Annotated in this window: 11 protein-coding genes and 1 pseudogene; 4 read left to right on the forward strand and 8 right to left on the reverse strand. The window is 59.5% G+C overall.

The features are described 5' to 3' along the window. Positions 1-20: 20 nt before the first annotated feature. Entirely contained in the window at positions 21-320 is a 300-nt protein-coding gene (gene sugE / locus ACSQ9I_RS38580) for a quaternary ammonium compound efflux SMR transporter SugE (RefSeq protein WP_436317184.1), read from the forward strand. On the opposite strand, the gene ACSQ9I_RS38585 is transcribed toward sugE, so the two are convergent. Next, entirely contained in the window at positions 296-967 is a 672-nt protein-coding gene (locus tag ACSQ9I_RS38585; protein ID WP_436317185.1) for an IS630 family transposase, read from the reverse strand. The two genes, sugE and ACSQ9I_RS38585, sit on opposite strands and share 25 nt — an antisense overlap. Continuing rightward, positions 967-1,410, reverse strand: a complete 444-nt coding sequence (locus ACSQ9I_RS38590) for a helix-turn-helix domain-containing protein (protein WP_436317186.1) — start codon at positions 1,408-1,410, stop codon at positions 967-969. The genes ACSQ9I_RS38585 and ACSQ9I_RS38590 overlap by 1 nt, the downstream gene beginning before the upstream one ends. 300 nt (positions 1,411-1,710) lie before the next feature. Between ACSQ9I_RS38590 and ACSQ9I_RS38595 the strand changes: the two genes are divergently transcribed. The 3 genes from ACSQ9I_RS38595 (at position 1,711) to ACSQ9I_RS38605 (ending at position 5,397) form a co-directional block, all read left to right on the forward strand. Next, positions 1,711-2,832 carry a trans-sulfuration enzyme family protein gene (locus ACSQ9I_RS38595; protein WP_436317187.1) on the forward strand — a complete coding sequence of 374 codons (1,122 nt, stop codon included), beginning with the start codon at positions 1,711-1,713 and terminating at the stop codon, positions 2,830-2,832. Positions 2,833-2,949: 117 nt separating this feature from the next. After that, positions 2,950-3,843 (forward strand): LysR family transcriptional regulator, encoded by an 894-nt coding sequence (locus ACSQ9I_RS38600; protein WP_436317550.1) that lies wholly within the window; start codon positions 2,950-2,952, stop codon positions 3,841-3,843. Between the two features lie 225 nt (positions 3,844-4,068). Next, entirely contained in the window at positions 4,069-5,397 is a 1,329-nt protein-coding gene (locus ACSQ9I_RS38605) for an MFS transporter (RefSeq protein WP_436317188.1), read from the forward strand. A 532-nt stretch (positions 5,398-5,929) separates the two neighbouring features. Here ACSQ9I_RS38605 and ACSQ9I_RS38610 read toward each other — a convergent pair. From ACSQ9I_RS38610 to ACSQ9I_RS38635, 6 genes and pseudogenes are all read right to left on the reverse strand, one after another. After that, positions 5,930-7,135, reverse strand: a complete 1,206-nt coding sequence (locus ACSQ9I_RS38610) for a trans-sulfuration enzyme family protein (RefSeq protein ID WP_436317189.1) — start codon at positions 7,133-7,135, stop codon at positions 5,930-5,932. A 61-nt stretch (positions 7,136-7,196) separates the two neighbouring features. Next, the gene (locus tag ACSQ9I_RS38615; RefSeq protein ID WP_436317190.1) at positions 7,197-7,937 is read right to left on the reverse strand and encodes an amino acid ABC transporter ATP-binding protein; all 741 of its coding nucleotides are present in this window, start codon (positions 7,935-7,937) and stop codon (positions 7,197-7,199) included. A gap of 63 nt (positions 7,938-8,000) precedes the next feature. Further along, positions 8,001-9,092 (reverse strand): annotated as a pseudogene (locus ACSQ9I_RS38620) (amino acid ABC transporter permease). Positions 9,093-9,094: 2 nt separating this feature from the next. Continuing rightward, a complete protein-coding gene (locus ACSQ9I_RS38625; RefSeq protein ID WP_436317191.1) occupies positions 9,095-10,267 on the reverse strand; it encodes an amino acid ABC transporter permease in 1,173 nt (390 codons plus the stop codon). A gap of 81 nt (positions 10,268-10,348) precedes the next feature. Then, positions 10,349-11,368 (reverse strand): amino acid ABC transporter substrate-binding protein, encoded by a 1,020-nt coding sequence (locus tag ACSQ9I_RS38630; protein WP_436317192.1) that lies wholly within the window; start codon positions 11,366-11,368, stop codon positions 10,349-10,351. A 144-nt stretch (positions 11,369-11,512) separates the two neighbouring features. Then, positions 11,513-12,310: an aldolase gene (locus ACSQ9I_RS38635; RefSeq protein WP_436317193.1), complete on the reverse strand. Its 798-nt coding sequence runs from the start codon at positions 12,308-12,310 to the stop codon at positions 11,513-11,515. Between the last annotated feature and the right edge of the window lie 97 nt (positions 12,311-12,407).

Below are 12,407 nucleotides of genomic sequence, written 5' to 3' on the forward strand. Positions count from 1 at the left end.
GCTGCAGTGGAGAGTCTCATATGGCGTGGATGCTTCTGGTTGTCGCTGGTCTTCTTGAAGTGGGTTGGGCCATCGGCCTGAAATACACGGATGGGTTCACAAAGTTGTGGCCAAGCATCTTCACGATCGCTGCCATGGTCATCAGCGTCGTGCTACTGGGAATCGCCATGAAGTCCCTACCCGTTGGCACCTCCTACGCCGTCTGGGTAGGAGTCGGGGCCGTCGGCACGGCAATCCTCGGCATCATCCTGTTCGGAGAACCCGCAGCACCCGGTCGGCTGCTCAGCCTAGTACATCAACACGTAAGTTTCGAAACGTAATGACGTCCGAGCTTGTGATCTGCATCCTGTCGGGTGAACTTCCACTCGATGGTTCGGCGCAGCGCGTTGCGATCTGTTTGCCAAGCATCGACTTCGTGTCGCAGAAGTTGCTGGCTTGGGAGGCGGCGGTTCAGGCATTGGCGCGTGAGGATGCCGATCTCGATCTCTGCCATATTGAGCCAACTTGCGTGCTTGGGCGTGTAGTGAAAGCACACCCGGCGCAGCAGCGTGCTGGCCGCGCGCGTTCCCAACACATCGTCGAAGCATTTCCTGAAGTGAATGTTCAGGTTGTCCAGCACGAGGTGAACGCGGCGCGCCGTCGCATACGTGTCGGTGAGAAGTGCCTGGACGAAGCCGACGAAGTCCGCCTTGCCCCGGTGATCGGTGACCGAGACGACGCGCTGTCCCGCCCTGGGCTCGACCGCCACGAACAGATTGGTCGTGCCCTTGCGCACGTATTCGTAATCCAGCTTGGCCGCCTCGCCCGGCGCCATGGGCAACGGTTCGCGGCTATGAGCAACGAGCTGCAGACTCTTCTCGTCGATGCAGATCACGGGCTCGTCGACGCGCATCGGCTTGGCGTACAGCTTGAGCAGGTTGTACATGCGACAGCGGTACTCTTCGGTGAGCGTGCCGATGCACCACATCAGCCGTCGCCAGGGCTTGAGATCGTTTTTTTGAGCATGCGCCGGACGGTTTCCCGACTGACCTTGCCAAGGCCCAATTCCTGGCGCGCGGCACGTTCGAGTTCGACGATCGTCCAGCGCTGGCGACCCTCGGGCGGAGCCGAGCATGCCAGCGCCGTCACTCGCGCCTCGGCATCGGTGTCGTACTGTCGCGGCCGACCCGAGCGTGCAACGTCGAACACGGCCAGATCGACGCCCCCTTGCAGGTATGCCGACCGGGTGCGCCACAGCGCAGTGCGTCCGATCCCCAGAACGTCCATGATCTGCGCCTCGGGAATCCCGCGATCCAGGCACGACAGCGCATGCGCCCGGTTCACTTCGCGCGAATGATGAATTCCCTTGCTTCGAATCTCCTCGATGACCGACCGATCCTTCTCGGTCAAATGCAGTTCGGTCTGGCGCATGAACACTCCTTCGTAACCCCAACGGGGATGGATGGAGTGTATTCATGTTCCGTTATTTACGTGTCACTGTACTAGGGCTCATCGTCGCCGGCATCGTCGGCCTCAAACTGGCAAGCTCGGCGTAGTCTGCCTCGGTGCAGGTGCAAGCCTGCGAGCACACCGTGGCATGCCTGCATCATCAACGCTGTGCACCGCAAGCACGTTCGTGACCAGATCGATACCAACATGGGCAATGGCCATGGGATCCAACGGAACTCGCATCAATAGTTCCGCACCACAAACCTTCTGGAGATACTGAGAATGAAAAAGCACCCGTCTGCAATCAAGCCGGAATCGTGGCTCGTGACGGCAGGTCGCTCCTCCGAGCCCGGCGCTCCGTTGAGCGTACCGCCGATCCCCGCTTCGAACTTCATCATCGGCAGCGGGCGCGATTATTCGCGTGATGATGGCACCCCGACCTGGGAAGCACTCGAGGAAGTTGTCGGCGGACTTGAGTCTGGTAAGGCCGTCGCGTTCGCCTCAGGCATGGCCGCCATTGCCTCGGTGTTTGATCAGCTTGCGGCTCGTGCCGTTGTCGTGCTACCAGATGACTGCTATCAAGGTGTTGCAGGCCTGGCGGCAGCAGGCGCTGAAAGAGGGCGTTGGTCCTTGCAGCGCGTGGCGGTGGACGACACAGCCGGTTGGATTCACGCCTGCAGCGTCGCTGACCTGATCTGGCTTGAATCGCCCTCCAACCCCCTGCTGACCGTCGCAGACCTGGAGGCTATTTGCGCAGCTCCGCGCAAGCCCGGGGCGATCGTGGCAGTGGACAACACCTTCGCCACGCCCTTGAATCAGCGGCCGCTTGACTTCGGCGCGACAGTGTCTCTGCAATCGGCAACCAAGTTCATTGGCGGCCACTCCGACTTACTGGCAGGGGTCGCCACGACAAAAGACGACGCGCTGTGGCACGCCCTCAGGAAGTCCCGCGAGTTGACTGGCGCGACACCAGGAACGCTCGAAGCTTTTCTTGCCGTCCGCGGCGCAAGAACTCTCGCGATTCGCCTACAACGGGCCCAGCAAACTGCCATGCTGCTTTCGCAACGGCTTGAGGCACACCCGCTGATCACCCGAGTCCGGTATCCAGGCTTGCCCTCGCATTCGACGCATGCGACTGCCAAGCACGTGCTCAAGGGATTCGGGACCATCATTTCGTTCGATATGCGTGGAGGAGCTGATGTTGCTGATGGCGTCTGCAAAGAAGTCAAGCTCATCCGCCACGCCACCAGTCTCGGTGCAGTGGAGTCGACTATGGAAAGAAGGGCTACGATCCCGGGACAGGGTCACCTTCCACCTTCGCTCCTGCGGCTCAGTGTTGGCATCGAGGATGCGGACGATCTCTGGGACGACCTCGACTCGGCAATACGTTCTGCTGCACCATGACTCTGTCGATAATGGTGCAGCGCGGCGAGCGTAGCCCGGACGGCTGGTCGGCCCCATGGCAGGTCGGCTGCCAATTCGATCACGCACACAACTACTAACCCACAGAACACCATGGCGATCGAAACACTTGACCGGCCGCTGCGGTATTTCCTGTGCATAGCGGAGCTGGGCTCGCTATCAAAAGCTGCCGACAAGCTTGACCAAACACAGTCCGGATTGAGCAAGCAATTGGCTGCGCTCGAATCGAACCTTGGTCAATCACTGTTCGTTCGAACGGGACGTGGGGTTGAACTCACCGAGGCCGGCACGAGACTCTATGACGCCCTGGCGCCAGCCTTCAGAGAAATCGATCGGGCTATCGACAGCGTGCGCCGGCAAGGAGTAACTCACGGTACCGTCCGGCTGGCGACGGTCCATACGCTCAGCTACTACTTCGTCGCTGAAGTGGTTTCGCTATTCGTCAGTACCCACCCGGATGTGAATCTCTCGCTTCTGAGCCGCAGTTCGCCCGAAGTCGTAGCTCTGGTCGACAATGGCAAGGCGGATCTGGGGTTCGTCTATGACTCCGCTGTGGACTGCGGAACCTTGACATCGAGGTCGCTGTTCCAGGACGAAATGGCATTGGTCGTCCTCAACGGCAGTCCTCTGAACACGCCCCAGGATCTCTCTACCCTCAATCTGCGCCTGGTCGGCTTTCCGGCTCATTACGCTCTCAGACGGATGATTCATAGCGCCGGGTTGCAGGCGACCTATGTTGCCGAAGCAGAAACCATAGACGCGATGCTCAAGCTTGTTTCCTCCGGGGTCGGCAATTGCATATTGCCGTCACGGATCCCCGACAAGCTACTCGCCGACTATGGGCTTCGCAAGGTTCACATTGAGCGACCTGCGCTACGTCGCCGGGTGGTAGCGATCTCCAAGACGGCCAAGGCGATGGCGCCCCTGACCTCTGATCTCCTCGTTTGCGTCTTGCAGGTCGCTGAACAACTGCAATGTGAGCAATCGGAATAGCTGATATGAGGACGCCTTCATTGGCGGCCCCAACTCCGTGCAAACACAATCGCACCAACGTTCGAAGCCCCCACGCCGCGAAAGTTCCTGCTCCTCATCAAGAGGATCTTCGCTGTAGACGTCTTGCTCCTGCGCCGAAAATCCGGCCGTGCCATCGCGTTTGCATCTGTCACACCCGAAGTAGGGCTAGCGATCTTCTGAGTTCGAAGCTGAAAGGAACTTGTGATGACTTCCACAGTCAATCAGGCGACCCGCTCAAGGCGGCGGTACGTGACCGCCGGCCTGGCAAGCATGATGGGCACAACCATCGAGTGGTACGACTTCTTTCTCTATGGCACCGCAGCGGCGCTGATCTTCAACAAGATCTTTTTCCCATCGATCGACCCGTTGACTGGAACTCTGGCTGCGTTTGCAACCTACTCGGTCGGCTTCTTCGCGAGACCCCTCGGCGGCATCATCTTTGGTCATTTCGGCGACCGAGTTGGCCGCAAGTCGATGCTGCTCATCACACTGTTCCTGATGGGCATACCAACCATCCTCATTGGCCTGATCCCGTCCTATCACAGCATCGGCTACTGGGCAGCAGTGCTGCTCGTCTTGATGCGCTTCCTTCAAGGCCTCGCGGTAGGCGGCGAGTGGGGAGGCGCAGTGCTTATGGCCGTCGAACACGCTCCAGAAGGAAAGAAGGGCTTCTTCGGCAGCTTGCCGCAAACAGGTGTCGCACCAGGTCTGATTCTGTCATCGCTTGCAATGGGTGCGGTCGCCCAGCTACCAGAGTCCGACATGTTGAGCTGGGGCTGGCGCATTCCCTTCCTTGCCAGCGTCTTCCTCTTGCTTGTCGGCTGGTTTATACGGATCAAGGTGGCCGAATCTCCGGACTTCGAGCACATGGAATCCAAAGGAGACAAGGTGGAGGTGCCTGCTCTTGTGGTCTTGCGCCAGTATCCCAAGGAGGTTCTGGTCGTCGTGGGAGGCCGCTTGGCGGAGGTCACCTGGTTCTACACCGTCGTCACATTTTCTTTAGCCTACGCAACTGGAACGCTAGGCATTCCACGAGCACTGATGCTCGACGCGACCGTATGGGGTGCCCTGCTTGCATTGTTCACCATGCCGATCTTCGGGATCCTCGGTGATAGGGTGGGCTTCAAATGGATCTTCTTGGCCGGATCCGTGGGAATCCTCGTCTTTGCACCCGTGTTCTTCTCACTCTTGCAGACCCTCGATGCACGGTCGATCACCATGGCCGTTGTTGTCGCTATCGGAGTGGTCTATGCATCTCTGTACGGTCCCGAGGGTGGTCTGTTCTCTGCCCAGTTCCCACCTGAGGTTCGCTACAGCGGCATTTCCATCGCAGTCCAGGTGTCGGGTGCCATCGGTGGCGGACTGGCCCCCATCGTCGCGACTTCATTGCTCGCCTTTGGAGGCGGTAGCCCTCGATACATCGTGTGGTACCTCAGCGCGCTTGGCGTCGTCGCGATCGTCAGCTCGCTCCTCATGCACGACCCCTCCAAGTTCTCGGTCCTGGCCCGGGCATCTCAACCGGCGCGGCTATGAACGATCCATGGGTCAGCGCGCGAGGTGGGAGTCGATACTCTCGATCGTTCGTGTGGCCGCGATCGGCTGAAACTGCGCTCGTTGCTCTAAATTTCATCGTGGCAGTGGCAACGCAGTCTTGTATCGAACCTGCTTCAGGGCAAAGCAAAACGGAGCCGTCGCGTTGCAGCTCATCGAGGATGCGCAGGTCGATGGGATCGAGATCCATTGAATCACGCGGTCAGAAGGTGAAGAGCTTCAAAAGACCACCAGGAGTCGATGGCGGAGGTGATGACGCGCTGGAGTGCGCCTCCTGGAGGGCTCTACAGGAACCCGGCTCAATGATCGGGTGATGCCTATGGAGTTGATCAAGATTCATCCGGGCGAACCAGATGCGCGACGTCGTTGTGTCGATCAAGCGCACGGAACGGTCCGAGCGCCCTGCCCTTGCGAAGGCGGGAGACAGCAAAGATATGCCGACTCCGCGCGATCCCGCTGCTCATTCTGGCGCCGACCAGCGAGCGAGCGTCTGGTTCATTCCCCGCCCCTATGGCTACTTCAATGAGTCAAGTGCCTGTCGAAGGTCGGCGATGATGTCTTCCGCGTCTTCCAGTCCGACGGACAACCGAATGAGGTCCATCGTCACACCTGCGCTGAGGCGCGCGGCAGGCTCAACCTTTTGACGCGCAAGAATCAGGGTGCCGGGATGCGTGATCAGGGTTTCCGTGTCGCCCAAGCTGATGGCCCGGGATATGAGCCTCAACCGGTCGATCATGGCGATCGCACCGACGACACCGGAGTGCAGCTCAAAGGACATCATCCCGCCACCCGCACTCATCTGCGAGATGCCGAGCTGGTGATCGGGACTGCCTTCGAGGTAGGCATATCGCACGAGCTTCACCGCCGGATGGGACTTTAGCATGCGAGCGACCTTCAACGCGCTCTCGCTGTGCTGGCGCATCCGCAGGGTCAACGTCTTCAGCCCGCGCATGACCAGGAAGCACAGCATTGGCGAGAGCGTCGCGCCGGTCATGTACTTCAGGCCCGCCGACCTGATCCGCTTGATCGTCGCCAGATCTCCAAGCACTACCCCCGCGAGCAGATCGCCGTGTCCGTTGATGTACTTCGTCATGGAATGCACGACGAGGTCGGCACCGTGCTTGATCGGCCGCTGCAGGGCGGGCGAGCCAAAGGTCGAATCGACAAGCACCCGAACACCAGGACAGCTATGCGCCACCTTTGCCAGCTCGCTGATGTTCAACAGCTGAGCCGTCGGGTTCACGGGCGTTTCAAAGTACACGAGCCGCGTGCGATCCGACAATGCCTCTTTCAGGCTCTCGGGCTTGGTGAGGTCAACCTTCGTGACTTTCACACCGAAGCGCGGCAGCCCTTCGTCGACCAACGAAGTCGCAGTCGAGTACATGGTGTGATGCACGATCAACTCGTCTCCGGCGGAGAGGAGCGTGAGCAAGGTGGAGCAGATGGCGCCCATCCCTGACCCGGTGGCCAGCGCGGCCTCGGCCCCCTCGAGCTCTGCAAGCCTGGTCTCCAAGAGATGCTGTGTCGGATTGTGCTGCCGGCCGTAGACGTACCGCTCACTTTCTCCGGAAAAGACCGCTGCTGCTTCTGCCGTGTTCTCGAAGGCGAAGGTTGAGGTCATGTAGATCGGTGGCGAAACGGCCCCGTAGGGATCCGATCTATCGTGACCATGATGCAGCGCGCGTGTCTGGAAACCCAGACCCTGCGATTCCTCTTTCATGCTTGACTCTTTCGTTGTGAAATGTTCCGGTGAGGCCAATCTGGCGCAGCAACTGCTGTGCCTAGTGGACTATCTGGTTCAAGAACTGGCGAGCGCGATCTGTTTGCGGGTTTTCAAAGAACAGCTCGGGGACGTTCTGCTCGACGATCTCCCCTCGGTCCATGAAGATCACCCGGTCCGCCACCTTGCGGGCGAAGCCCATCTCGTGCGTCACGCAGAGCATGGTCATCTTCGTCTCCTCGGCCAGGCTGACCATCACGTCGAGCACTTCCTTGACCATTTCAGGATCCAGTGCCGAAGTGGGCTCGTCGAACAACATCACCTTTGGCGACATGCACAGCGATCTGGCGATCGCAACGCGCTGCTGCTGCCCCCCAGACAATTGGCCTGGGTATTTGTGTGCCTGATCGGGGATGCGAACTCGCTCGAGGTACTTCATTGCGATCGACCGCGCTTCGGCCAATGGCTTCTTCAGAACCCAGGTCGGGCCCAGCGTGAGGTTCTCCAGGACGGTGAGGTGAGGAAACAGGTTGAAGTGCTGAAAGACCATCCCGACTTCTTTCCTGATGGCCTCGATGCGCTTCAGGTCAGGGATCAATTCGACGCCATCCACCGTGATGACCCCCGACTGGTGCTCCTCGAGCCGGTTGATGCACCGGATCATCGTGGACTTTCCCGACCCGGATGGCCCGCAGATCACGATCCGCTCTCCTTTGCGAACGCTCAGGTCAATATCTTGCAGGACATGGAAGTCTCCATACCACTTATTGACCTTCTGCAGACTGACGATTACTTCGCTCATTGATGTTCCCTTTGTGGGTTCGAGAATCCTCGGTGGCTGCCGCGTGGCCGTAGAGAGAAAACGCTAGCGCTTCAGATCCCGTTCAAGAGATCGGCTGTACTTGGATATCGAGTAGCAGAAGACAAAATAGATCATGCCGACGAACAGGTATGCCTCAACGCCGAAACCTGTCTACGCCGGATCCGAAAGAGCCGCCTTTGCTGCTTGCGTCAAGTCGAAAATTCCAATGATGACGACCAATGACGTGTCCTTGAACAGCGCAATGAAGGTGCTCACCAAAGGCGGAATTGCAACCTTCAGCGCCTGGGGCAGAACAATCTTGCGCGTCTGCTGCCAATAGCTCAGTCCGATGGACTCGGCGCCCTCGTACTGGCCCTTGGGAATCGACTGTAGTCCGCCACGGACAATTTCCGCAACATAGGCCGCCGCAAAGAAGATGATCGCAAGCTGCGCCCTCAACAGCTTGTCGATGTTGAAGCCCTCTGGCAGGAACAGAGGCAGCATCACCGACGACATGAATAGCAGGCTGATCAAAGGCACGCCGCGTATCAGTTCAATATACACAACGCACATTGCCTTGATCGCCGGCATCCGGGAGCGGCGTCCCAGGGCGAGCAAGATTCCAATGGGAAAAGCGAACGCGATCCCGAATGTCGACAGGATCAGTGTCAAGGGCAAGCCGCCCCAGCGCGTGTTTTCGACGAACTTTAAACCCAGGAATCCGCCCCACATCAGGGTCGCCACTGCCAGGATTGTGAGCACCCATAGCCCGGCAATCTGGAGTCCACTCAGTCGGCGTGTGGCTGTCCAGACGATCGATGCCATCAGCATCGCAGTGGCGAGCAATGGTCTCCATTGCTCGGCGTGTGGATAGGTACCGAAGAGGATCAACCGGTACTTCTCGCGGATGAAAGCCCAGCAAGCTCCGCCCGCTTCTCTACAGGCCTGTGCGTCAGGGGCCCGGAAGCTCGCCTTGACCAGCAGCCACTGCACCAACGGCGGCGCCAGCATCAGCACAAGCCAGATCGTCAGGACTGTCAAGACCGCGCTCGTCGGGGACTGGAAGAGGCTTTGGCGCAGCCTGGTCAAGAGCTTGACCTGTACTTTGGGCGGAGCCTGCACGGTGGGCCGATCCGTGTGAGTGGTGGTGCTCATGCTTATCTTTCCACCAGGGCGATGCGCTTGTTGTACCAGTTCATCAACAGCGAGACCGTCAGGCTCACAGTCATGAACGCACCCATGATGAGCAGGATTCCCTCAATCGCTTGGCCGGTCTGGTTCAAGACGGTATTGACGACAGAAACCAGATCGGGGTAGCCAATCGCGACAGCGAGCGAGCTGTTTTTGACCAAATTCAAGTACTGGCTTGTCGTAGGGGGAACGATCACGCGGAGCGCCTGGGGCAGGATGACAAGCCGAAGCACCCGTGCTCTCGACAGCCCCAGCGTCTGTGCCGCCTCCCATTGGCCATGGCTCACCGATTGAATGCCGGCGCGCACGATCTCTGCAATGAACCCGGCTGTATAGGTGATCAGGCCAACCAGCAATGCAAACAATTCGGGAGATAGCGCCCAACCTCCTTCGAAGTTGAAGCCGCTGCGGTGCGGCATGCTGAAGTGAAATTCGCGCCCCCCAACGAGCCAGCCAGCTGCCGGCATGAGCAGGAAGAGGATCAGGGCGAAAGGCCACAGTCTCGACTGGATACCGGTCCGGCGCCGGTTGGAGCGCTGGTAGCGGCCAACCGCCACGGTGACAATCGCAGCGAGCACCAATCCTGAAAGAATCCCCGCAACGGCCGGCCCGTCAACCGATGGCATCAGCATGCCGCGGTTCGACATGTAGATGCCTGGAAGCGGATGGAAAGCCGATTTCGGACCGGGCAGCAGTTCACCAATGACGGCGTACCAGATCAACAACTGCAGCAGAAGCGGCACGTTGCGGATCAGTTCGACGTACGCACTTGCCAGCCGCACGATGAGCCAGTTGTTCGACAGCCTGGCAATCCCGACAATAACGCCAAGAATCGTGGCCAGTACCAATGCGACGGCGGAGACCCGCAGCGTGTTGACGAGGCCGACAAGGATCGCCCGAGCGTAGGTGTCCGAAGGTGAATACTCGATCAGAGACTCGCCGATTGCAAACCCTGCTTCTCTTTCCAAGAACGCAAAACCAGTCGCAATGTTGCGCGTTGCGAGGTTGTGCAAGGTATTGGAAATGAGGTAGTACGCCAAGAGGGCGGCCAGGCCCACAACGACGAGCTGATAGGCAAGTGCCCTGAACTCTGGATTGTTCCAGTTGAACTTGAACGGAGCGCGTTGGGGTGAGCTCATGGGGAGGTCGAGTGCGGGTTTGGCGCGATTGCGACAACGCGCGCGCCACCCGCGCTTCGCTTCTGTCGCCTGGGCTTGGAGCTACCGAATGGGCCACCCGTACATCAAACCGCCCTTCGTGTACAAGGCATTCAGGCCGCGTTCGAGCTTCATCGGACTCCCGGCCCCCAGGCTCCGATCGAACATTTCGCCATAGTTGCCAACTTGCTTGATGATGTTGTATGCCCACTTGTCATCAAGTCCGAGTCCTTTTCCCATTCCTGGGGTGGTGCCGAGGATCCGCTGGATGTTGGGCGGGGCGCTGCCCTTCGCAACCTCGTCGACATTCTTGGACGTCAGGTTGTATTCTTCCGCCTCCAGAAGCGCATTGAGAGACCAACGAACGACGTTGAACCACGCTTCGTCGCCTTGACGGACCATCGGTCCGAGTGGCTCCTTGGAAAGCGGCTCCGGCAGGATCACGTATTTGTCCGTGTTTCCAAAAGCGATACGCGCCAACGCCAGTTGCGACTTGTCCATCGTGATGCCATCACAGCGGCCAGATGCGAACGCGCGCTTGATCTCGTCAACGGTGTCCAGCAGCACCGGCTTGAACGTCTGCTTGAGACCGCGGAACCAATCGGTGAGGTTCAGTTCGGTGGTGGTTCCCGGCAGGACGCAGATGGTGGCGCCAGCAAGGTTCTTGGCACTGCTGACGTTGGCATCCTTGGTCACCATGATGCCCTGGCTGTCATAGAAGTTCACGCCAACGCCAATGAGGCCCAGGGTGGTATCGCGCGACATGGTTTGGGTCGTATTGCGCGTCAGCACGTCGACTTCGCCGGACTGAAGTGCAGTGAAGCGTGCCTGGGTCGTCAGTGGGATCACCTTGAACTTGGTCGCGTTTGCGAACATCGCGGCTGCAATGGCGCGGCACGTGTCGACGTCGATGCCCTGCCACTCCCCCTTGCTGTCGGTGAACGCGAATCCCGGCAGATTCGTAGAGACGCCACATTGCACAAAACCACGCTTCTTCACCGTGTCGAATGTTTGGCCGGCATGGCCCAGACCTGAGAGACAAAGGCCCATCAGGGCGGCGGTCGCGAGGCGGACAAGTTTCATGGCTATCTTCCTTGTGGACTGAGGTTTCTTTCAGCGCAGACGCTGGGCGTGGAGAAGTGGGCGGGCGAGCGAATGGAGGACGAACATGCCCGGCGCATGCTCATCGGAACCAACGCCTGAACGCGGCGCGGTTGGGCAAGTGCTCTATTGGCGCAGCTGGTCGGCGAGCGGCGTCGACGAGCCTGCTTCAGTCTGCCTGCACCAGTAGTCGAAGGTGCTGTTCACGATCGACGGCTTCAGGAGATAGTCATGAGCCTCGCGCGCCAAAGCGTCGTCTACGGGCGTCAGGGGACCAAATGCGGCTTGCGCCCGCATCTGCATCCTCGCAGCGCGCTCAAGGTATACCGACAAGTAGGTGGCTTCCTGTGTCGTCTTTCCCGCCGTGAGGTAGCCGTGGTGCGCCAGGACGATCGCTCGCTTCGATCCCAGCGCCCTGGAGATGATGACCCCTTCGTCATCGGCAATGGGAACCCCTGGCCAGTCCGGCAGGAACGCGCAATCGTCATGGAGGGGGGTCATGTCCATCTGGGCGATGACCAAAGACTGCCTGGCTGCAGCGAGTGCGGACGCCCATGGCGAATGCGTGTGGATGATGGACTGAACGTCAGGACGCGCCTTATAGACCCACAGATGGAAACGCGTCGCGGGATTCGGCATGCCGATGCCTGTCAGCGTGTTCAGGTCGCCATCGACTTCGATAAAGTCCTCCGGAGTTGCCTCGTCGAAGCCAAGGCCAAACCTGAGCGTCCAGTACGCGCCTTCGCGGTCAGATCGAGCACTGATCTGGCCTGCGAGCCCCGCCTCCTGCCCAGTCATGGCGAGAATCCGGCAAGCGTAGGCCAGCGTCTCCTTCATGGTCCGGCGAGGCGACGCCAGGTGCTTGGCCATATCCTTCGTGGCACGATCGTCAAAGTAGTCCTTGGATCGCAAGTCCTCAGCCATGTGGTGTGCCTCCTGATCAGTCTTTCTGTCGCAGGATCGCCAGGAAAACATTACCTGGCGATGACACAAAGTATCCTGGGCGACCGCACAAGAAGCC

Origin of the sequence: Variovorax sp. LjRoot84 (genome assembly GCF_964254305.1) — a bacterium.
Taxonomy (GTDB): domain Bacteria; phylum Pseudomonadota; class Gammaproteobacteria; order Burkholderiales; family Burkholderiaceae_C; genus Variovorax.